General features: G+C 64.2%; 20 protein-coding genes. 2 read left to right on the top strand and 18 right to left on the bottom strand.

All coding sequences use genetic code 11. The features are described from left to right. The first annotated feature begins 2 nt into the window (after positions 1-2). A complete protein-coding gene (locus tag NATTI_RS0104355) occupies positions 3-218 on the top strand; it encodes a hypothetical protein (protein WP_006089271.1) in 216 nt (71 codons plus the stop codon). 112 nt (positions 219-330) lie between these two features. Here the strand turns inward: NATTI_RS0104355 and NATTI_RS0104350 are convergent, their stop codons facing one another. From NATTI_RS0104350 to NATTI_RS0104315, 8 genes are all read right to left on the bottom strand, one after another. Next, the gene (locus NATTI_RS0104350; protein ID WP_006089272.1) at positions 331-789 is read right to left on the bottom strand and encodes a universal stress protein; all 459 of its coding nucleotides are present in this window, start codon (positions 787-789) and stop codon (positions 331-333) included. Between the two features lie 2 nt (positions 790-791). Further along, entirely contained in the window at positions 792-2,456 is a 1,665-nt protein-coding gene (locus NATTI_RS0104345) for a solute symporter family protein (RefSeq protein WP_006089273.1), read from the bottom strand. Then, positions 2,453-2,860 (bottom strand): DUF4212 domain-containing protein, encoded by a 408-nt coding sequence (locus tag NATTI_RS0104340; protein ID WP_006089274.1) that lies wholly within the window; start codon positions 2,858-2,860, stop codon positions 2,453-2,455. Before NATTI_RS0104340 ends, NATTI_RS0104345 begins: the two co-directional genes overlap by 4 nt. 69 nt (positions 2,861-2,929) lie before the next feature. Further along, positions 2,930-4,906 (bottom strand): acetate--CoA ligase, encoded by a 1,977-nt coding sequence (gene acs, locus NATTI_RS0104335; protein ID WP_006089275.1) that lies wholly within the window; start codon positions 4,904-4,906, stop codon positions 2,930-2,932. Positions 4,907-5,169: 263 nt separating this feature from the next. Next, on the bottom strand, positions 5,170-7,464 hold the full coding sequence (locus NATTI_RS0104330; RefSeq protein WP_006089276.1) for a bacterio-opsin activator domain-containing protein: 2,295 nt from the start codon (positions 7,462-7,464) through the stop codon (positions 5,170-5,172). A 140-nt stretch (positions 7,465-7,604) separates the two neighbouring features. Then, positions 7,605-9,581, bottom strand: a complete 1,977-nt coding sequence (acs, locus tag NATTI_RS0104325; RefSeq protein WP_006089277.1) for an acetate--CoA ligase — start codon at positions 9,579-9,581, stop codon at positions 7,605-7,607. A 139-nt stretch (positions 9,582-9,720) separates the two neighbouring features. Further along, the gene (locus NATTI_RS0104320; RefSeq protein WP_006089278.1) at positions 9,721-10,215 is read right to left on the bottom strand and encodes a universal stress protein; all 495 of its coding nucleotides are present in this window, start codon (positions 10,213-10,215) and stop codon (positions 9,721-9,723) included. A 59-nt stretch (positions 10,216-10,274) separates the two neighbouring features. Next, entirely contained in the window at positions 10,275-10,715 is a 441-nt protein-coding gene (locus NATTI_RS0104315; protein WP_006089279.1) for a universal stress protein, read from the bottom strand. Positions 10,716-10,832: 117 nt separating this feature from the next. Here NATTI_RS0104315 and NATTI_RS0104310 point away from each other — a divergent pair, with 117 nt between their 5' ends. Further along, positions 10,833-11,051: a hypothetical protein gene (locus tag NATTI_RS0104310; protein ID WP_006089280.1), complete on the top strand. Its 219-nt coding sequence runs from the start codon at positions 10,833-10,835 to the stop codon at positions 11,049-11,051. 28 nt (positions 11,052-11,079) lie between these two features. Here NATTI_RS0104310 and NATTI_RS0104305 read toward each other — a convergent pair whose 3' ends face one another. The 10 genes from NATTI_RS0104305 to NATTI_RS0104260 all read right to left on the bottom strand — a co-directional run bounded on the left by NATTI_RS0104305 (position 11,080) and on the right by NATTI_RS0104260 (position 19,923). Next, positions 11,080-11,556 carry a hypothetical protein gene (locus tag NATTI_RS0104305; RefSeq protein ID WP_006089281.1) on the bottom strand — a complete coding sequence of 159 codons (477 nt, stop codon included), beginning with the start codon at positions 11,554-11,556 and terminating at the stop codon, positions 11,080-11,082. Between the two features lie 87 nt (positions 11,557-11,643). After that, on the bottom strand, positions 11,644-12,741 hold the full coding sequence (locus NATTI_RS0104300) for a hypothetical protein (RefSeq protein WP_006089282.1): 1,098 nt from the start codon (positions 12,739-12,741) through the stop codon (positions 11,644-11,646). Between the two features lie 90 nt (positions 12,742-12,831). Further along, on the bottom strand, positions 12,832-13,797 hold the full coding sequence (locus tag NATTI_RS0104295; RefSeq protein WP_006089283.1) for a hypothetical protein: 966 nt from the start codon (positions 13,795-13,797) through the stop codon (positions 12,832-12,834). Between the two features lie 60 nt (positions 13,798-13,857). Continuing rightward, positions 13,858-14,430 carry a hypothetical protein gene (locus NATTI_RS0104290; protein ID WP_006089284.1) on the bottom strand — a complete coding sequence of 191 codons (573 nt, stop codon included), beginning with the start codon at positions 14,428-14,430 and terminating at the stop codon, positions 13,858-13,860. Positions 14,431-14,432: 2 nt separating this feature from the next. After that, entirely contained in the window at positions 14,433-15,758 is a 1,326-nt protein-coding gene (locus NATTI_RS0104285) for a hypothetical protein (protein WP_006089285.1), read from the bottom strand. A 150-nt stretch (positions 15,759-15,908) separates the two neighbouring features. Then, complete coding sequence (locus tag NATTI_RS0104280) at positions 15,909-17,213, bottom strand: outer membrane protein assembly factor BamB family protein (RefSeq protein WP_027119053.1); 1,305 nt, start codon at positions 17,211-17,213, stop codon at positions 15,909-15,911. A gap of 2 nt (positions 17,214-17,215) precedes the next feature. Further along, positions 17,216-17,587, bottom strand: a complete 372-nt coding sequence (locus NATTI_RS0104275; protein ID WP_006089287.1) for a DUF3209 family protein — start codon at positions 17,585-17,587, stop codon at positions 17,216-17,218. A 53-nt stretch (positions 17,588-17,640) separates the two neighbouring features. Then, positions 17,641-18,882 (bottom strand): CbiX/SirB N-terminal domain-containing protein, encoded by a 1,242-nt coding sequence (locus NATTI_RS0104270; protein WP_006089288.1) that lies wholly within the window; start codon positions 18,880-18,882, stop codon positions 17,641-17,643. 58 nt (positions 18,883-18,940) lie between these two features. Continuing rightward, complete coding sequence (locus tag NATTI_RS0104265; RefSeq protein WP_006089289.1) at positions 18,941-19,660, bottom strand: hypothetical protein; 720 nt, start codon at positions 19,658-19,660, stop codon at positions 18,941-18,943. Continuing rightward, on the bottom strand, positions 19,657-19,923 hold the full coding sequence (locus tag NATTI_RS0104260) for a ferredoxin (RefSeq protein WP_006089290.1): 267 nt from the start codon (positions 19,921-19,923) through the stop codon (positions 19,657-19,659). Before NATTI_RS0104260 ends, NATTI_RS0104265 begins: the two co-directional genes overlap by 4 nt. Between the last annotated feature and the right edge of the window lie 4 nt (positions 19,924-19,927).

The raw sequence follows: 19,927 nt of genomic DNA, 5'->3' as shown, positions 1-19,927 counted from the left end.
CGATGACGAGCGTTCGCGAGTGGATCCAGGAGGCCCGCGAGGACCGCTGGGGACTGCTCGTCGATCTGGTGTTCGCGATCGCCTGGGTGACGGTCGTCGATCTCATCTTTCGCGTCCTCCAGGGCCCCGACTGGGCCTACTACCTGTTCATGCTCGCCGGAATCGCCGCCTACTTTCTCTTCTTTATGAGCCTCGAGTTGGCGACCTCGGAACGCTAATCGCGGCGGACTCACCGCTCCTGAAACGAGTGCGCTGCACCAAAAGAGCGAGTCGAGCGGTCACAGGAGGTGGACCCCGACTCGAGTCGCGGCACCGTAGGGGGGCCGCGTCTCAGTCCTCTCGGATGTCGACCACGAGGACCGGAATGTCGGTCGTCCGCAGCGTTCGCTCGGCGACGCTGCCGAGCAGGACGCGTTTGACGCCGCCGCGACCGGCCGACCCCATGACGATGAGGTCGACGTCGTGGTCGTCGGCGTAGTCCGCGATCCGACTGTGCGGTTGGCCGGCGATGACCGATTCGGTCACCTCGAGACCGCGTTCGCGCGCCTGGCTGGCGACGTTACCGGTCGCCTTGTTGGCGCGCTCCTGTATCTCGGGCATCTCGTCGTACTTGCCCTGTCGGATGCGGTCGACCTGTTCGGTGCCGAGGCTGATGTCCATCGCGCTGGTGTCGATGACGTACAGCGCGTGGACGACGGCGTCGTACTTTTCGGCGAGGTCGATCGCGTGATCGACCGCGTTCGCTGCAACGTCGCTGCCGTCAGTGGGAACGAGTATCGTGTCGTACATGGTTAGTCGTCTGCTGGTGCGCCGCCGTCAGCGGCGGCGTCTTCGGCCGATTCCATTTGGCTCATCGGTTCTGGGCTGTGGCACTGTCGAACGAGGCGTTTAATGTCTTCTGGGGGCTCGTCCGTGAGCACCGAGACGACGATGATGGTCGCAAAGACGACCGGAACGCCAATGAGTGCCGAAGAGGTCCCCGGAAGGTAGGTCGCGAGTCCGGGGAGAACCGCCTCTTCGACGCCAGTGTACATCGGGATCGCGGTATCGTTCAGGATCGCGCCGAACGAGATCAGGATGCCGACGATCATCCCCGAGAGGGCACCCTCTCGAGTCGTGTTCTCCCACCAGAGTCCGAGGAAGAACACGGGGAAGAAGACGGTGCCGGCGATCGCGAAGGACATCGCGACGAGTTCGCCGATCAGCGCCGGCGGGTTCAGGCCGATGAGTGCGACGAGGATACCGATTCCGACGATCGTCGCGCGGCCGACGAGCATCTGCTCGCGCTGGGTCGCGTCCTCCTTGTAGAGGTTCGTGTAGATGTCGTGGGCTGCCGCCGAAGAGGCGGTGATGAACAGCCCAGCCGTCGTCGCGAGCGCCGCGGCGACGGCACCGGCGGCGACCAGTCCGACGAGCCACGTTGGCAGGTCGGCGAGTTGGGCGGTCAACACGACCAGTGCGTCGGCCTCGGAGCCGGCCATGCCGGTGAAGCCCTCGCCACCGCTAACCTCACTGTCGTAGAGGAGTCCACCGAACGCGGCGTAGGTGGCCGTTCCCCAGTACAGCAGGCAGATGAAGAACAGGCCCCAGACGGTCGACCAGCGCGCGGTGCGCTCGTTGTCGACCGTGTAGAACCGCACGAGGACGTGTGGCAGTCCACAGGTCCCCACGATCAGACTGAACGCCAGGGCGATCCAGGCGTAGTAGCTCGCGTTCGCGAACGGCTCGACGAACTGGGCCTCGATGCTCGCCGCCTCGGCGACCTGCGGCCCGGCTTCTAAGTACGGCAGCGCAGTGGACCAACCCTGGGTCCAGCCGGTGGCGTACAGGCCGAGGGTAAAGGCGACGATGAGGATGACGTACTGGATGGCCATATTCTTCGTCGTCCCCAGCATGCCCGAGAGGGCGACGTAGCCGATGGTGACGGCCATCAGCAGGATGACGCCGGCCTCATAGGAGATGCCGAAGATGTACTGGGCCATCAGTCCCATCCCGCTTGCCTGGCCGATCGCGTAGGTGAACGCAATCGCGAGCGTGGTGAACGCCGCGATCCCGCGCGCCCAGTCGGAGTAGAACCGGTCACCGACGAAGTCGGGAGCCGTGTACTTCCCGAATCGGCGGAACTGGGCGGCCAGGAAGATGAGCAGGATGAAGTAGCCCGTCGTCCAGCCGACGACGTACGCCAGGCCGAAGTAGCCCGCCGTCGCGACGAGCGCCGCGACACCGAGGTACGACGCGGCGCTCATCCAGTTGGCACCGATCGCCATCCCGTTCTCGATCGAGCCGATGGATCGTCCGGCGACCCACAGCTCGTCAACCGCGGCGACCCGGAAAAAGTAGCCGACGCCGAGGAACAGCGCCAGCATCGCGGCGACTGTGAGCGCCGGCACCAGTTTGAACTCACCGACGTCGAGGGCAGTTTCCTGGAGGATCACCGGATCGACCGCCTCGATCATTCGGACTCACCTCCGTCCGCGGCGACGGCGCTGCCGGACTCGGTTTCCTCGTCGTGAGAGATGTCGTACTTGCTGTCGAGGCGGTCGCGCTGCATGGCGTAGGCGACCGAGAGCAGCAAGGCCGCGAGGGGCGTAAAGATCGCTGCGAGGAAGAAGTGCAGCGGAAACCCGCCCAGAATCGTCGTCCCGGTCATGAGATCCGGCGCCAGCAGCGTCGCCGTCGTCGGGCCGAAGACGACGAGTATCCATGCGACAAACGAGAGCCAGATCACCCGCAGATGATCTCGCATGAACGGCGTCGCTGGCTTGAATATATTTATTTCCTTATCGAGGTACGCTTCCGTCGTGACACCGCCGTCCGTTTCGGCGGTCGGCTCCGAACCTTGAGAGCTATTGTCTGACATGTGGTGTTGTCCGTGTGTCGCTGTCTGTGTTTTCGTGACTGTGGTTTCGTGTGAAAGAAGTCGGTCGACTCAGTCGATGTCGACCTGTTCGGCGATCTCGTCGACGACCTCCGGATTCCGCAGCGTGGAGGTGTTACCCAACTCGTCGCCGCTCGCGATGTTCTCCAGCAACCGCCGCATGATTTTGCCCGAGCGCGTCTTCGGCAGTTCCGGCGTGAAGATGATCTCCTCCGGTTTCGCGATCGGGCCGATCGAATCCAGTACGCCCTGCATGACGCGTTCCTCGAGTTCGTCGCCGGTTTCGTAGCCGTCTTCGGAAATGGCGTAGACGTAGACGGCCTCGCCTTTGACCTCGTGGTCGCCGCCGACGACGGCGGCTTCGGCGATTCCTTCAACGCCGACGACGGCCGACTCGATCTCCATCGTTCCGAGCCGGTGGCCGGAGACGTTGATCACGTCGTCGACCCGGCCGAGGACGGTGATGAAGCCGTCTTCGTCGATCTTCGCGCCGTCTTCAGGGAAGTAGACCCACTCGTCGGCCTCCTCGTCGGAGTACTCCGACCAGTACTCGTTGATGAACCGCTCGTCGTTGTTGTACAGCGTCCGGAGCATCCCGGGCCACGGGTTGTTGATCGTGACGTAACCGGCCTCACCGGCCGAGATCTCCTCACCCTGTGCGTCGACGATCCGGGCGTCGATTCCCGGCAGCGGCGGTCCGGCGGAGCCGGGTTTCATCTCGTTGATCCCCGGAAGCGTCGTGATCATCATGCCGCCAGTTTCGGTCTGCCACCAGGTGTCGACGATGGGGCAGTTCTCGCCGCCGATGTGCTTGTAGTACCACTTCCACGCCCGCGGGTTGATCGGCTCACCGACGGTTCCGAGCAAGCGGAGCGACGATAGGTCGTGTTCGGCGGGGTACTGCTCTCCCCACTTCATGAACGCGCGGATGGCCGTCGGCGCGGTGTAGAAGATGTCGACCGAATTCTTCTCGACGAGTTCCCACATTCGGTCCTTCTCGGGATAGTCCGGCGTCCCCTCGTACATCATCGTCGTGGTCCCGAGCGCGAGCGGCCCGTAGACGATGTAGGAGTGGCCGGTAATCCAGCCGATGTCGGCCGCACACCAGTAGGTGTCGTCGGGCTCGACATCGAGCACGGCGTGGCTCGTCCAGGCGGTGTAAGCCAGATAGCCACCGGTCGTGTGTTTGACGCCCTTCGGCTTGCCGGTCGTTCCCGACGTGTACATCAGGAACAGCATGTCCTCGGCGTCTCTCGAGACCGGATCCACGCTCGCGCCTGCCTGTTCGGCGACGAGGTCGTCGTAGTCGTGCTGGTTGTCCGCGAGATCGTGCTCGAGATCGTCGCCCAGTCGGTCGACGACCACGACGTCCGAAACCTCGTGGTCGACGCCTTCGAGGCCCTCGTTGGCCTTCGAGATGTGATCGAGCGCGTCCCCGCGCCGGTAGTAGCCGTCGCAGGTGACGAGATACTCACTCTCGCCGGCGTTCATTCGCGTCGCGAGCGCGTCCGCGGAGAAGCCCGCGAAGACGACCGCGTGTGGGGCACCGATTCGGGCACACGCGAGCATCGCGATCGGGAGCTCCGGGATCATCGGCAGGTAGAGGGTGACGATGTCGTCCTCCTCGACGCCGAGCTCACGGAGCGTCGCAGCGAACTCTTCGACTTCCTCGAGCAGTTCGTTATAGGTGTAGCTGCGCGTCTCGCCGAGTTCGCCTTCCCACTCGATCGCGACCTCGTCGGCGCGGTCGCCCTCGACGTGGCGGTCGATACAGTTGTACGAGGCGTTCAGCCGCCCGTTCGTGAACCACTCGTAGAACGGCGCGTCGTCGTCGTCGAGAACGGTGTCGTACTCCTCCTCCCACGACAGCAGGTCGGCGGCCCGCTCCCAGCAGTCGGGCCAGTTCTCTTCGAACTCTTCGTAAATCCCCGGGTCCGAGACGTTCGCCTGTTCGACGAACGACTCGGGGGGCTCGAACGTCTCCTGTTCCTCGAGACGGGCCTCGAGGTTGGCATCCTCCTGTGACATGATACACCAACTCAATAGACAACCGGTATAGTAAAGCCGGCATCTAGCTGTGCAAAATCAGGTCGAATAACTAGGGTGTATTGACTGTATTAGGATACTATAGTCGGTTATATTGGGGGTCGATCCCCCGCTGGGCGGCCGCGCGACGCGGCGGCGCGGACCAGCCGCGAGCCGGTCGGGCAAACAATACGTGTGACTACGTAGATGCGAGGGCACCGCTCTAGAGGTGTAGTGTCGATTCGGCGGCAGTCGACGCCGGACCGTTACGTGGTGTTTTCCGATCCGTCGTCTTCGGTCGGGTCGTCGAAGAACGTTCGCAAAAGTTCGTGTTGGCCCTTTCGCAGATGGTTGTGGAGCGTCGGTGAGGAGATCCCCATCGCGTCGGCAATCTCCTCGGCCGTACTCTCTCGCGGCCAGTCGTAGTAGCCACCGGAGTACGCCGCCCGAAGCGACGCCTCCTGGCGGTCGGTCAGTCGGTCTTCGAGCCCCTCGCGGAACTCGTGGGCGGTCTGGACCGTCCGTTCGACCTCGCGTTTGCCGACCAGTTCGGAGTCGGGGAACGCGGCCCGAAGCCCGGTGACGATGGTCCGCAGGTCCGCGTCGGCCGCACACTCGGCGGTCAGCGTCGTCACGCCCGCTTCGGTGACGGCATCGACGACGGTGACGCCGTACTCGGTGAGCGTCAGCGCCGGGGACGAGCCACAGACGACGAACTCGACGCGCCAGCCCTCCTCGTCGGTTTCGACCAGCCGACAGTCGGCGACGCCGGGATCGTCCGCGGCGAGTTCGAAGACGTCGGCCGGCGATGCGCCCTCGAGACGCAGGTAGTACAGCTGTGTCGACTCCGAGATCGGGACGAGCGAGTCGAGTTCGAACCGACAGCCGAATCGCCGCGAGGCAGCGACGAAGACGGAGTCGGCGTCGCGACAGTCGAACTCGAGTTCGACGACGTTGTCCGAGAGCAGGAGGTTCCGCCGTCGGGTCGCGGCGATCGCGTAGCCGACCTGCCGGCCGATGGTCTCGAGCCACTGTCGTTCGTCAGCGTCGAACGCCCCCGCACGCTCCGTTGCGACGGAGAGGGTTCCGTACACCGTGTCGCCGTAGACTAGCGGGACGCGTGCGAGAGCACCTCGCTCGTCGCTCGACTCATCGCTGTCGTCGCGCTCGGTCGTGAGCGAAACGTCGGTCGCGATCGAGACTGCCATCTCGCGTTCGCCACCCGTCAGTTCGCGCTCGTCGCCCGCCGCTCCGCTCTCATCACCCGTCTGTTTGTCGACGAGATCGTCAGTCGTCGATCCCTCGAGCCACCGCTCCGGAACCAGCCGGTCGACGGCGTCGGGTTCGATCCCGCTCGAGACCCGCCACTCCCGGCGCTGGTTCGAGTGCGTTGCCCGGTCGATCCAGGCGCATTCGTAGGCTCGGCCGTCCGCCAGCGCGGCGCAGGTCTCCGTCTCGATCTCCTCGTGGTCGGTCGATTCGAACAGCGATCGGGTGACCGAACGGTGAGCCGTCGCGACCGCGTAGCGGCCCTCGAGTTCGTCCCGGCGCGCTCGGACCGACTCGATCTCCTCGTGGACGGCCGAGGCGTCGCGGACGAAGACGGCGAACCCGCGGTGGCGGCCCTGCTCGTCTCGTAGCGGCGAGACGACTTCGGTCGCCCGGAACCGCGTGCCGTCCTCGTGAATGCGCCAGCCGTCGGTCTCGGTGCCGGAGTCCTCGAGCGCCGCGGTGAGCGTCCGCTCGGGAACGCCGTCGTCGACGGCCTCGTCGGTGTAGAACGTCGAAATATGCGTGCCGACGATCTCGCCGGCTCGGTAGCCGAACATGGCGGCCGCACTTCGATTCCAGCGTTCGACGTAGCCGTCGGCGTCGAGTCGCAAGAGGGCATACCGGTCGCTCGCGGCGAGCAGCAGGCGAATAACGCTGTCGTCGCTCACCATCGGCCCGGTTTCGGCTCCCGATCCGCCGCGACCGGGTCCCGACGGTCGTTCCGCGGCGTCGAAGGCGTCGACGATCTCCGCGTCGGTTGGCTCGGGCAGGTAGGGCTCGAGGGCCTCGAAACTCCGCCAGCCGCCGACGGTCTTGACGACGCGCGGGTTGACCGCGTGGTCGACGAGCGCGGTTCGAGCGAAGTACTGCCGGAGGTCGCTCGTCGAGACGTTGGCGAGCGTCGGCTGGTCGAGGAACTCGGCGGCCCGATCGGCGACCTCAGATACCAGCATCTGGAGTCGACGAGCCGTGACGGGAAAGATCCGGTCGTCGGTCGTCAGCCCGTTGCTCCGGGCGTACCGGCGCAGTTCTCGCTCGACCTGGGTCGGCAGATAGGCGGTCCGTCCGGAGCCGTCGTCGACGGCCGGCACCCGAATCAGGTACCGCGGGGGATCGATGCGGACCTGTTCAATGTCGTCGACGGTGAGTTCTGCGAGCTCCGTCGGCCGAAGCCCGACGTCGCCACAGAGGCGGACGACGAGCGCCTCGCGGTAGGTTTCGGCGGCGTCGAGGAGCGACTCGTACTGGCTCCGCGAGAGCGCCGCCGAGTCCGGCTCCTCGAGACTCATTGTTCGCTCGTTCAAGTGCCGCGAATATAATTCTATCGACGCTCCCGGCGATTACAACTCGGAACGCTATTGTTCCGCCGTTACCGCCCCGCTATGCCGTTTCGCTTCATTTGAAAGAGCGAAACGAGATCGCCGCCCACTCACTCTCCCCGAATCTCGGCCTGAATCTCGCCGACAATCTCCGGGTTCCGGAGCGCGCTGGTATCGCCGAGATCCTCATCGTTCGCGACATCCTCGAGCAGCCGACGCATGATCTTCCCCGAGCGCGTTTTGGGGAGTTCGGGCGTAAAGAGCACGTCCGCCGGGCGGGCGATCGGTCCGATCGCCGCTTCGATGCTGTCGATTATCGCGCCGCGGACCTCGCCTTGGTCGTCGTAGCCGCGTTCGGTGCTGACGTAGGCCTGGACATCTGTACCGTTCGCCTCGCTCGAGCGGCCGACGACGGCGGCTTCGGCGACGCCTTCCACGCCGGTGATCGCGCTCTCGATCTCCATCGTGCTTAGCCGCCGGCCGGAGACGTTGATCACGTCGTCGACCCGGCCGAGGACGGTAATGTAGCCGTCCTCGTCGACGCGAGCGGCATCGCCGCTGGCGTACCACCACTCCCCGCGGTCGGGGTCCGAAAACTGGTTCCAGTACTCCGTACGGAACCGGTCGTCGCCGTCGTAGAGCGTTCGGACCATCCCCGGCCACGGGCGAGCGATGGTAAGGTAGCCGGACTCGCCGGGTTCGACCTCCGCTCCCGATTCGTCGACGACGCGAACGTCGATTCCGGGCAGGCCGGGCCCGGCTGCGCCGGGTTTCATCTCGTCGATTCCGGGCAGCGTCGAGATCGTCACCGCGCCGGTCTCGGTCTGCCACCAGGTGTCGACGACGGGACACTCCCCGTTGCCGACGTGTTCGTAGTACCAGTTCCACGGGCGCGGGCTGATCGGTTCGCCCACGCTGCCAAGCAACCGCAGCGAGGAGAGGTCGTGACGTTCTGGGTAGTCCTCGCCCCACTTCATGAACGCCCGAATCGCCGTTGGCGCGGTATAGAAGATGTCGACGGCGTTCCGGTCGACGATCTCCCAGAGCCGATCCCGGTCGGGGTAGTCCGGGGTCCCCTCGTACATCACCGTCGTCGTTCCGAGCGCGAGCGGGCCGTAGACGATGTAAGAGTGGCCGGTGATCCAGCCGATGTCGGCCGCACACCAGTAGGTGTCTTCGGGTTTGACATCGAGCACGGCGTGGCTCGTCCACGCGACGTGAGAGAGGTAGCCACCCGTCGTGTGGACGACACCTTTCGGCTCGCCCGTCGTTCCCGACGTGTACATCAGGAACAGCATATCTTCGGCGTCTCTCGGGACGGGATCGACGGTCTCTCCCGCGAACCTGTCCCGGAGATCGTGATAGTCGAACTCGTCGTCACCGAGGACGTGCGGGAGGTCCTCGCCGAGTCGGTCGACAACGACCGTTCGAACGTCCTGTGCGAGTTTGAGCCGGGCGTTATCGGCCTTGCTCTTCTGGTTGAAGGCGTCGCCGCGCCGGTAGTAGCCGTCGCAGGTGACGAGAAACTCGCTGTCGGCGGCGTCCATTCGGGTCGCAAGCGCATCCGCCGACAGCCCGGCGAAGACGACGCTGTGTGGGGCACCGATTCGGGCGCACGCGAGCATCGCGATCGGGAGCTCCGGAATCATCGGGAGGTAGATCGTCACCACGTCGTCCTCCTCGACGCCGAGGTTCCGGAGCGCTGCGGCGAATTCGTTGATCGCGACGTACAGATCGCGGTAGGTGTACGTCTTCCGATCGCCGTGTTTGCCCTCCCAGCGAATTGCCGTGTGGGTCTTGCGTCCCGCCTCGAGGTGGCGGTCGACGCAGTTTTCGGCCGCGTTCAATCGCCCGCCGGCGAACCACCGATAGAAGGGCGCGTCCTCGTCCTCGAGGACGGTTTCGTACGGCTGGTTCCAGGAGAGCAAGTCGGCTGCACGTTCCCAACAGTTTGGCCAGTTGGCTTCGAACTCGTCGTAGATGCCCGAGTCCGTGACGTTCGCCTGCTCGACGAACGACGGCGGCGGGCTGCGGCGGGATCCGGTGAGGACGGGACGGTCGCCTCCCCACCCGTTCCGATCGACCATAGTACGTTCCGATCGAGGACAGTCAGGGGAATAAACGTTCCTCCCGTCCGTGGATCTTGGCTGACAGCGTCCGATTTCTGGCCGCCGTTTTTTCTCGACCGAGAACGGTTCTCGGTGGATGCGCCAGTCGCCGCACTGCTCACTCGATCGTCGAGTCGATGTCGGCCAGCTCCGCGGGATCGATCTCCTCGCCGGGTTCGCGGACGACGTACACGTCGTACCGGTGGTCGCTGGCGACGGGGTTGCCGACGCTCGACTGCGGGGCGATCACCGAGCCGGCGTTCTCCGAGCCGATGAACACCACCGAGGCACCGATTTCGGCGGCGATACGGCGGATTTCTCGGACCACGTTCGTCGTCGATGTCGCCGTGGGTTCGTCGGAGCTGACGCGCTCCGTCCGGTAGGTCGCTTCCGGTGCAATCTCGCTGGCCCGGTCCCGAATTCCCGTTTCGATGGCGTCGGGGGTGAACGGCTCTCCCTCCGTAATCCATCCTCGATCTCTCGCGTACTCCGCGTCGTCGGGGATCACCGTCAGCACGACGAGTTCCTCGTCGAGGAGGTCGCCGAACGTCGAGGCTTTTTCGAGCGCTTTGCTCGCGAGCGGCGATGCATCGAACGGAACGAGTAACGTCATACCAGTATCTGGGACGACACTCGAGGTAAATGTTCGGCCTCCGACAACGAGTCGAGGCGCTACTGGCTGGGTTCGGCTCCGCCAACTACCAGGACCGGCTGCGCCGCGGTTCTAACGACTCGGTCGACGGTGCTTCCGAGGAGCGCGCCGCGGAGCGACGAGCGGCCGCGCGCTCCGATAACGATCGCGTCAATACCCTGCTCGTCGGCGTAGGCGACGATTTCCTCGGACGGCACGCCGGTTCGGATCTCCGTCTCGACCGGGACGTCGGCATCGGCTGCCGATTCCGAGATATCCTCGAGCGCAGCCGTGGCCTGCTCCCGGCGTCGTCGATCGACCTCGGCCGGATCGACGATGGCGTTATCGTACTCGGTTCGGCTCTCGAGGACGGCGATCACGTCCACCGTGCCGTCGACCTGTCGAGCGAGTTCGATCGCGTGCTCGGCGGCTACGGTCGCCGTCTCGCTCCCGTCCGTCGCGACGAGGATCGAATCGTACATGCCCTTCCGTTCCCCCCGCTGAACCAAAACCCTACGCCCGATGCGGACAGGACGGCGCGACCGCGCGGTTCGGACGAAACCTCATAGCACTATATGTCGCGGGACGTAGGCGCAGGTATGACCGAGGAAGTCCCGGTAAATCGGACGGATCTGCTCGTCCTCGTGGCTGTCTCGCTTGGCGGCGGATTTCTCATCGCATGGGGGACCGTCTCGCTCGAACTCTCTCCACGATTCGTCAACGCCGTGTTCGTCGGCGCGATGATGCTCGCGTTTTTCCTGTTCATCCCTATCATGGGAGTTCGGCTCTTCATCGACGACTGGAAGCAAGACGAGTGATCCGACCCGCCGAGACTCAGGTTACCAGTCACTCGTCGTCTGCGGGCGCTCGAGCGCCAATGACCGCAACGACGTTTCTGACGTAGCGCATGCTCGTCGCGATCGCCATCACGGCGTCCATCAGGGCCTGCTGGCTGGCCCCGTCGGGGTAGAGCCGGTACTCGACCTGGACGGTCTCGGCACGTCGAAGCCGGCAGGACTCCCCTGCCGAGTCGAGAAACGTATAAAAGCCGGGCGTCGCCGCCAGCATCGGCCCGACATACTCGAGGAGTTCGCTTCGCCGCTGGTCGTCCCGGAGGAGGTCTTTCGTCCGCTCGGTGTCGAAGCCGCTCCGACCGACGATTCGGACGGGACCCCACTCGTCTTCCTTGATCACGTGGACCGGAAGCTGTGAGAGTTCGACCTGCAGATTGAACGCCGTCTCCTCGTCGGTGTGGGCGGTCACGTCGCGAATCGCCGTCTCGTCCAGCCACTCGCGGACCTGCGTCTCGCTAACGTGTCTCATATACGAACGGAAACGGCGGGATACCGGATAAGCGTTCAGCGGTCCTGTGCCGGCTACAGGCGGTGTGAGGTATGACTCGAGCGACGATCAGTGTTTGTCGGGCATCGTCGAGTGACGGGTGGTGCCTTTCATATCGGCGCGCTCCGAGGGTGGTGGCGCCATCGTGGAGTGGCGCGTCGCCCCGCCGGACGACGTCCCGCGATCCTGATCCGAGCCGAGTCCCGATCCGAGCAGTCCGTCGTCTTCGTCCTCCGCGTCCTCCTCGTCGGCTTCTGCATCGTCTGCGTCGTCGGTCTCGCCGCCGACGGAACTGGCAGACCGATCCTGCAGTCGCTCCTGTAGCCCCTCGAGGTCGTCGCCGATGTCCGAGAACGTCGACTCCATCGTCGATCGAAGCTTGTCGCCGATGGAATCGCCCGCATCGGCGTCGTCTGATTCCGTCTCCGCTTCCTCCTCACTTCCGAGGGCCTCACTGGCACCGTCGGCGACCGACTCGACCGTCTCTCGAACACCACCCTCGTCTTCGTCTCCGCTTTCAGACTCGTCCGTATCTTCCCCTCCGAGTGCCTCACTAGCGCCTTCGGCGACCGATTCGACGGCCTCTCGAGCCCCACCACTCTTACTTTCGGACTCGGTTTCCTCCTCGCCGTCAGCCGATGCGTCGCTGTCACCGTCGCCGGTGACCGACTCGACCGCCTTCTGGACGACTCCACCTTCGCTCTCGGACTCGTCCGCGTCCTCGTCGCCGGCCTCTTCGTCAGCCTCCGGCACATCGTCGGGTTCACCCCCATCGTCGTCCGCCGTCTCAGACTCGTCCGCCTCCTCGCCCTCTCCGTCGTCGATCGACTGCTGTATCGCCCCGACTGCACCCTCGAGCGCACCGCCGTCGTCCCCGTCGGCGAGATTCCCGAGGTGGAGCAGCCGCTGTAGTTCTTCGACCTGTTCTGGGTCACCCTGTGCGATGGCCGCCGGAAGCGAATCGGGTTCGCTGCCGTCCGGCAGTTCGTCCAGTTCGACCGCCTCGAGGAGATCGTCCGGGTCGGACGACTCGAGAAGGTCGCTCGCCCGCTCGGCGGTCTCGAGCAAATCGGGACCGTCCGACTCGTCGTCGGTGATCATCGAACCGCTCGCTGTTTCGGCGTCGTGCAGTATCTCGCTCACCCGTTCGTGGAGGTCCTGGCTCATAGTGTCTCTCTGTCGCTGTCGATCAGCTTCGGCCGTCGGTTCGCAGTACCGGTGATCTCGGACAGTGAACGCCCGAAGGACGACGGTCGGTTACGTGGCTTCGGCTTCCGCTTCCGAGTTCTCGTCGTTGGACTCGTCGTCCTCGTCCGTCACCGCCGCGATGATCTCTTCCGTCATCTCCTCGCGGCTAAGGTTCGCCTTCACGTCGACGTCTTTGGCCACCGACTGGAGGTCCTCGTAGGACATGACGCCAAGGAAGTCCTCGAGGGTGTCCTGTCGGAGATCCTCGATGTCTTCCACCGACGGCTCAGAGTCGTCGCCAGTCCCTTCGCCTTCGGATTCCGACTCCGTCTGCTCCTCGCTATCGGCTTCCTCTGCTTGCTCTTCGTCTGCTTCGGCCTCGTCTTCTTCCTCAGCCTCGTCTTCCGTTTCGTCTGCTTCGGCCTCATCTTCCGCTTCGTCCGTTTCTCCCTCGTCTTCTTTCTCAGCCTCGTCTCCTGGTTCCGCTTCGGAGTCACCGTCGTCCGACTCCTCCCTCTCTTCGTCGCCCTCGAGCATATCGCTGATTCCACTAGCGTCACCGACATCCTCAGCGGCCGACGCGACGGCCGATTTCGCATCGTCCGCTTTACTCTCGGACTCCTCGGCGTCATCTTCACTCTCGGCCTCGCTCTCGGGTTCGTCATCGCTCTCGAGGACCCCCTCGAGACCGCTCCCCTCGGAGACCTCCCCGGCCAACGCTTGAACCGACTCCTTCGCGTCGTTCTCCTCGACCGTCTCATGGATAGACTCACGGACCGCCGACGTGACGTCCGACTGAATCTCTTTGCGGTCTTTCTCCTTCTCGATCCCTTCGGCGATCGATTTGTGGATCCCACGACCGATTGCCCCGCCCAGTTCGCGACCGATTCGCTCGCCGAACTCGCGACCGACCGCGGCACCGACCTCGCCGCCGTCGATCCCGTCCTCAATGCTTCCATCGCCGAGCAGGTCGGTCACCTCGAGCTGGTCGCTTACCTCCCTGGCGACCAGCTCTTTCAGGCCACCCTTACTCATCGCGTTCACCTCGAGTTATCGGGAGCGATCCCGTGTTCGGAAGCAGGCTCGATAGCATGGTCATTCTTCCTCGTCCTCGCCGTCCTCGTCAGTCGATTCATCCTCGCTTTCCGCCTCGGACTCCTCGCCGGATTCGGACTCGTCGTCCGCGTCCTCGCTCGCCTCGTCTTCGCCCTCACTTTCGGCTTCGTCCGTCTCTTCGGCGGCGTCTTCGACTTCGGACTCCTCCGCCTCTTCGGTCATTTCCTCCGCTTCGTCGTCCGTCTCGAGTTCTTCCTCGCCTTCGTCTTCCGTCTCGTCCTCGGCTTCGTCGTCTTCCGCTTCGGTTTCTTCGTCCTCGTCTTCCGCTTCTTCAGCCTCCTCGACTTCTTCCTCTTCCAGCACTGGTTCTTCGTCCGGTCCGAACAGTTCGTCAATGACCATGTCCCCGATCGTTCGGCCGATGGATTCGCCGACTTTCCGGCCGATGAGCGCGCCGATCTGGGCACCGAGGGCCTCTCCGAGCGGTTGATCTTCGTCGATCTCGTCTTCCCATTGCGTTCCCTCGATCAGATCGTTGACGTCGATGTTTTCGGTGATCTTTTCGAAGTCGATTCGCTGTGCCAGTGACGTGGATTCGGATTCTTCACTCATATTTAGGCTGCCTCCTGTGACGCTGCGTCCGATTGGTCACCGCTCTCCTCCTCGTCGGCCTCAGGTTCTAACTGCTCGATCAACTGTTCGATTACCTGACTGACGACCATCGCGACGATGTCCTCGATCGGGAAGCTGGGAATGAGGCCGGCGAGCTTCCCTTTCAGCCAGCTGCCGGCAGCGGAGATTCGACCGGGTGATTCTTCTGCAGCCTCTTCCTCGTCCTCTGCAGCCTCTTCTTCGTCTTCTAGTTCGGGCTCAGCGCCCTCGGCCTCCTCGGCTGCAGCTTCGTCGTCCTCCTCGGCCGATTCCTCGTCAGCGCTACCGAAGAGCCCGCGTAGCCACTTCACCGGCTTGCTGACGATTCCCTTCAACCAGCTTGCGAGCGAGGCGATGCGACCGCCGGATTCCGTTTCTTCGCCCTCTTCGTCCGTCTCCGCTTCCTCGCCTTCTGCGTCCTCGCCGCCGATACCGAGGAGTTTGGTGAGCAGTTCCTTCGGCTTGCTCAGCAATCCGCTGAGCATCTCCTTTGGCTTCTCCAGAAGTCCGCTGAGAACTTCCTTTGCCTTCCCCGGCACTTTTTTGAGCAGCTCCAGCGGCTTCTTCAGGAGTGATTTCGCCTTGTCCAGCATCGCACCGGGTCCATCCAACAGGCCCGTGACCGCGGACAAGAGGTTTCCGAGCAGGTTGTTCCCTCCCGGACGAGCCGAGATATCGAGCGTAACCGGGTTTAGGTTCACCTCGAGGCCGAGTACGTCGAGAAACAGCCCGTCGAGATCGAGGTGCAGGACGCCGGAGGCGTCGTCGCCCTCGTACACCACTTCGGCGTCGTCGGCGTGGCCCTCCTCACGGTCGTCTTCGACGAGGTCGCCGGTGTCGTCCAGTGCGTCCTCGTCTTCCTCTTCAGTTTCTTCTTCTCCGGCTTCCTCTTCCTCGGCTTCGTCTTCTTCGGCTTCCTCTTCCTCAGCTTCGTCCTCTTCGGCTTCCTCGGCTTCCTCTTCCTCAGCTTCGTCCTCTTTGGCTTCCTCGGCTTCCTCAGCTTCGTCCTCTTTGGCTTCCTCGGCTTCCTCTTCCTCAGCTTCCTCCTCTTTGGCTTCGTCCTCTTCCGCTTCTTCTTCTGAATCGTCTGCGGACGCTTCGTCACTATCTGCTACCGACTTCTCGTCTTCGTCGCCTTTGTCTGCCATCTCCGCCTGACCGCCGTCCGTCATCACTCTGCGATCCGTTAGCTTCGCTTGCTCACCGCCGTGACAGTGACTCGAGGAATCTCCGATCTCCTTCGGATCGGAACACTCCTCGGAGCCAACATCTTCTAGGCCCGTTGTCATTATACGGGCAAACAGACGCGAGTTGGCGTTGTGGTAATTGGCCTTGCGTGTGCGACTGTTAGTCGTACAGAACGCTCACGAGTCAGACGGGCTACGGAAGCGAGAAACGGAGCACTCGTATCAGTCTAGAAACCGGCAACAATCGTACTGTTACTCGAGCGAGGCGACGTGCAGGACGTACTCGCCGCGCGTCTGCCCTTTGTCGTGGTACTCGACCGGTTCCTCGATCGCCGCGAGGGTGTCGTCGGCCACGTCGGCTGCGGTGGCAATTCCCTCGAGGCGTTCGATTCCGATCGGGCCGGACTCGAGGTCGAACCAGCGGACGGCGTGCGTCTCGGGGTCGCGAACGCGGAAGTTCTGGGCGCAGGGCGCGGCGACCGTCTCGCCGTCGGCGGTGAGGCCATGAACGAACCCGCGTACGTCGTCGTCCCAGCGCAACTCGCCGTCTCCGTCGAACGTCGTGATTCGGTGCTCGTTGGGGTGTCGACGCTCGGTTTCGCGGCTCTCGACGGCGTAGGTGTTGCCGGTCACGAACGTCACGCGCCCGTCGCTCGCGTGGGCGTGGTTCGGATACGCGTAGAGCGTCTCGTCGTCGAGGTTGGTCTCGACCGCCAGATCGACACGCCACCGCTCGGCTCCACCGGGTCCGAGCAGATAGCCGCGCTTGTCGCCGTGACTCGAGACTGCGATCGAATCGCCGTCGAACGAGACGTCACCGACGCGTCGGTCTCCCTCCGTGCCGGGGTCCCAGTTCCACTCGAGGTCGCCGGTTTCGGTCTCGAGGACAACCAGCCCCGTATCGTGGTCGCCCATACAGCGGTTGTATCCGACTGCGAGGCGTTCACCCGCATCGTCCAACTCGATCGTGATCGGCGAGGCATCGGTTTCGTAGGTCCAGCGGACCGTTCCGTCGGGTTCGAACGCGTAGACGGTGCTGTGCCACTGGCGGGTCTCGCCGTCGCGTTCGTAGCGTCGCGCGGCGGCGTAGAGCCGTTCGGTACCGTCCACGTCGGTTCCCGTTTCGAGCGCCACGACGTAGGGCAGATAGAAGACAGTGTCTTTGACGGCCTCGCCGAGATCGTCGGCCGTGTCGTAGCGCCACCGCTGCTCTCCCGTCGCGGCGTCATAGGCCGCGATGGTCCCGGTTTCACCCCGGCCGGCGACGATGACGGCTCCGCCATTGCTCTCGAGTGTTGTGATCCCAACTGCGTGATCCGGATGGTTAGCCGTCCAACGGCTCTCGAGCGACTCCGAGTCCGATCCGATCTCGCGAGCAGTGACGGTCCCGTCCCACTCGCCCGTGACGACGAGATCACCACCCGAAGCGACGTGAACCGCAGAGCGAGTCCACATGTGGCGACTTCGGGCCGTCTCGATCTCGCCCAGGGGAACCGACCGAAACTCGAGCGACTGTGCCCGTTCGTCGTCGCGTTCGGCATCCGCGGTCTCGGCCATCGTCACTCCTCCACCGGGAAGGTTTCGTGAAGCATGTCGTGGGACTCACCGAGTCCGTCGACGATGCTCTCGCCCTGCGTGGTCAGTCGCTGAATCGTCCGTTCGGCGTTGCGGACCTCGAGCAGCCGTCCTCGCGTGTAGTCGTACTCGGGATCGTCGGTATCCATTCCGGCGACCTCCTCCTCTAAATCGACGAGTGCGGCGTCGAGGTGGCGTTCGATCTCTGTGAGGCTCTCGGCTTCGACGAGGGCCTCGATGGGGCCCTCGAGATGGCCCTCGAGTTCCTTCTCGGCGTGGTCGCGGGTACTCTGGTCCCCGACGCCGAGGACGTTCATCAGTCCGAGTCGTAGCGCTTCGATTTCGTGGCAGCTCATGTATGCGTTCCAGTGTGATGTTTCATGTCGGTAGTTGCGTGACGATACCTCTCTCAGAGCGTCTGATCGACCAGGTCGCTGACGATCCGGTCGCGATCTAGGTGATCGCCGACGATCCGTTCGGCGTCCTCGCTCGCGACGTCACCGTACCAGATTCCGTCCGGGTAGACGGCGACCATCGGTCCGTCGCCACAGCGTCCCAGACAGGACGACCGCGTGATGCGGGCGTCGCAGTGTTCGGAGTCGCGGGCCTCCTGTCGAAGCCGCTCGAGCACCGCCGGCGAACCCATCTTCGCACAGGTTTGGTTGGTACAGACCGCCACGTGCTTTTCCGGTGCGTCGTGGGTGTGCGGTTCGTCGTCGATGTCCTCGCGATCCGCGTGGGATTGCTGGTGGGCCAGCGCTCGCAGCATCGCTCGCGCGCCGCCGACGTCCTCCTCGTACCCCTCGAGGTCGACTTTGTACTTACAGGTGTCACAGGACATCTCGACGCTTTCAGTCCTCGCTTCCTGCCACCGGTCGGCGAAGACGTCGAGCAGTCTCGAGTCGGTGCCGAGCGGGTCGCCGGCTAGCGCGTCGACGTACGGATACTCGTCATCGAACTCCGCCGTCCAGTCTCGCACGCGCTGGGTAAGCACGCCATCGCCGAGCATGTAGGGGAGGACGACGACCGCGTCCGGGCGGTGTTTCGAGAGCCCGTGAAGGCTCCCCTCGAGCGTCGGCTCCGTAACCCCGATAAACGACGCCTCGACGCGGTCGAACGCCCGGCCCTCGTACAGCAGTCGGGCCAGTTTGTGCACGTCGCCGTTGGCGTCCGGATCGCTCGAGCCTCGGCCACAGAGGACGACGGCGACGTCGTCCTCGGTTCGGTCGACACCCAGTTTCTCCTCGACTGCAGCGGCCCGGTCGTCAAGCAGGTCCAGGATTGCGGGGTGAATTCCCAGATGCGCGCCGTTGTTGATCTCGATATCCTGTGTCGCACGGGCCTGTTCGATCGCCAGCGGGACGTCGTTCTTGACGTGACTCGCCGCGAACAGCGAGCAGTGGACGACCGTCACCTGCGAGGTGAGGGCTGTGAGTTCCGCGATGGCCTCGTCGATCGCCGGCTCCGCGAGTTCGAGGAACGCGGCGTCGACCGGGATACCGAGTCGCGACTCGAGGGCGGCGGCCAGTTCGCGCACCTGTTCGTTCGACTTCTCGCGGCGAGAGCCGTGGCCGATCAGCAGGATCGCTTCGTCGTCGAAGGCCGTGGCGCGAGCGGACGTGGTCTCGTCGGCGTTGTCGGGTGTACTCATTGTGGGGTGCCGGATCGTGTCCGGTTCGATCGCTGTTCGTCGGTTGATTCTCGCTGGGCTACTCGTCGTACGCGTCGGCCTGTTCGAGGCTTCGCTCGAGTTTCCGACGTCGACTCGGCGCGAAGAGCCCAGTCTCCTCGCAGTTCTCGTAGAGCCAGGTGCCGAACGCGGGCGCGGCGTCGTCGTCGACGCCAAACCAGTAGCCGCCGGAGGAGGTCTCCCCGAGGTCGCCCAGCGGTGCTTCGACGGGGCAGTCCGCGATCAGCTCTCGCGTGAGCTCGAGCAGGTCCCGATCCTCGTGGACGAACGAAATTCCGACGGTGCCACTCGAGGACTTGAAACAGATCGTCCCACAGCCCTCGAGAAGCCCTCTGATCAGTTCCCGATCGTGGCTCGCAAAGGCTCCGAAGCGGTAGTTCCCGCGACCGTCGACGGGGAGTCCCAGCGGGCCGCTGCGGCCGAGCAGCCCGGATTCATCGCTCTCGTCACCCTCGTCTCCTCCGATCGACAGCGTGTACTCGTCTTCCGTGCGCGTGATCGACGTATCGTGGGCGTACTCGCGGCTGGTCGTCTCGTGTTCGAGGTCGCCGCCGGCGACCGCGGCGAGGACCTGTGCGGACGCCTCGTCGTTGGTGACGATCTCGATCCGATCGTTGGATACGTCGCCGCTGCCGGCGACGTGGCCCCAGAGGTACGCCGACGCCGGGTGGCCGGCGAGCGGATCGGCTGGAATCTCGATCTCGAGCGCTTCGTCGGATGTGGGCTGGGTCTCACTCATTTGCCCACCTCCTCAACGATGATCGCGTCAGTCGGACAGGCTGCAGCAGCCTGCTTTGCTTCGTCGATTCGGTCGTCGTCGAACTTCGCGACGACGCGCTCGGCGGTGTCGGTGACCTCGCCCTCGCAGTCGTAAATGGGGTCCGCGCTCGGATCGATCGTCGCGAGACCGTCCTCGCCTTCGACGAATCGTGGATCGCGGGTCAGACAGGCGAAGATGCCGTCACAGGCGTCTTTTTCGATGGTAACTTCGTATCGTGGCATGGGT

It is taken from the genome of Natronorubrum tibetense GA33 (assembly GCF_000383975.1).
In the GTDB taxonomy this organism is placed as follows: Archaea; Halobacteriota; Halobacteria; order Halobacteriales; family Natrialbaceae; genus Natronorubrum; species Natronorubrum tibetense.
This window is presented reverse-complemented; position numbering and strand designations above follow the sequence as displayed.

What these genes read in the sequence shown, in the direction of transcription:
- NATTI_RS0104315 (WP_006089279.1), bottom strand. Translation starts at nt 10,715, where the DNA reads ATGTACGATTCGATCCTCGTCGCGACGGACGGGAGCGAGACGGCGACC.
- acs (WP_006089277.1), bottom strand. Translation starts at nt 9,581, where the DNA reads ATGGTCGATCGGAACGGGTGGGGAGGCGACCGTCCCGTCCTCACCGGA.
- acs (WP_006089275.1), bottom strand. Translation starts at nt 4,906, where the DNA reads ATGTCACAGGAGGATGCCAACCTCGAGGCCCGTCTCGAGGAACAGGAG.
- NATTI_RS0104305 (WP_006089281.1), bottom strand. Translation starts at nt 11,556, where the DNA reads ATGAGACACGTTAGCGAGACGCAGGTCCGCGAGTGGCTGGACGAGACG.
- NATTI_RS0104350 (WP_006089272.1), bottom strand. Translation starts at nt 789, where the DNA reads ATGTACGACACGATACTCGTTCCCACTGACGGCAGCGACGTTGCAGCG.
- NATTI_RS0104300 (WP_006089282.1), bottom strand. Translation starts at nt 12,741, where the DNA reads ATGAGCCAGGACCTCCACGAACGGGTGAGCGAGATACTGCACGACGCC.
- NATTI_RS0104345 (WP_006089273.1), bottom strand. Translation starts at nt 2,456, where the DNA reads ATGATCGAGGCGGTCGATCCGGTGATCCTCCAGGAAACTGCCCTCGAC.
- NATTI_RS0104275 (WP_006089287.1), bottom strand. Translation starts at nt 17,587, where the DNA reads ATGAGCTGCCACGAAATCGAAGCGCTACGACTCGGACTGATGAACGTC.
- NATTI_RS0104355 (WP_006089271.1), top strand. Translation starts at nt 3, where the DNA reads ATGACGAGCGTTCGCGAGTGGATCCAGGAGGCCCGCGAGGACCGCTGG.
- NATTI_RS0104310 (WP_006089280.1), top strand. Translation starts at nt 10,833, where the DNA reads ATGACCGAGGAAGTCCCGGTAAATCGGACGGATCTGCTCGTCCTCGTG.
- NATTI_RS0104285 (WP_006089285.1), bottom strand. Translation starts at nt 15,758, where the DNA reads ATGACAACGGGCCTAGAAGATGTTGGCTCCGAGGAGTGTTCCGATCCG.
- NATTI_RS0104290 (WP_006089284.1), bottom strand. Translation starts at nt 14,430, where the DNA reads ATGAGTGAAGAATCCGAATCCACGTCACTGGCACAGCGAATCGACTTC.
- NATTI_RS0104265 (WP_006089289.1), bottom strand. Translation starts at nt 19,660, where the DNA reads ATGAGTGAGACCCAGCCCACATCCGACGAAGCGCTCGAGATCGAGATT.
- NATTI_RS0104340 (WP_006089274.1), bottom strand. Translation starts at nt 2,860, where the DNA reads ATGTCAGACAATAGCTCTCAAGGTTCGGAGCCGACCGCCGAAACGGAC.
- NATTI_RS0104295 (WP_006089283.1), bottom strand. Translation starts at nt 13,797, where the DNA reads ATGAGTAAGGGTGGCCTGAAAGAGCTGGTCGCCAGGGAGGTAAGCGAC.
- NATTI_RS0104280 (WP_027119053.1), bottom strand. Translation starts at nt 17,213, where the DNA reads ATGGCCGAGACCGCGGATGCCGAACGCGACGACGAACGGGCACAGTCG.
- NATTI_RS0104260 (WP_006089290.1), bottom strand. Translation starts at nt 19,923, where the DNA reads ATGCCACGATACGAAGTTACCATCGAAAAAGACGCCTGTGACGGCATC.
- NATTI_RS0104270 (WP_006089288.1), bottom strand. Translation starts at nt 18,882, where the DNA reads ATGAGTACACCCGACAACGCCGACGAGACCACGTCCGCTCGCGCCACG.
- NATTI_RS0104330 (WP_006089276.1), bottom strand. Translation starts at nt 7,464, where the DNA reads ATGAGTCTCGAGGAGCCGGACTCGGCGGCGCTCTCGCGGAGCCAGTAC.
- NATTI_RS0104320 (WP_006089278.1), bottom strand. Translation starts at nt 10,215, where the DNA reads ATGACGTTACTCGTTCCGTTCGATGCATCGCCGCTCGCGAGCAAAGCG.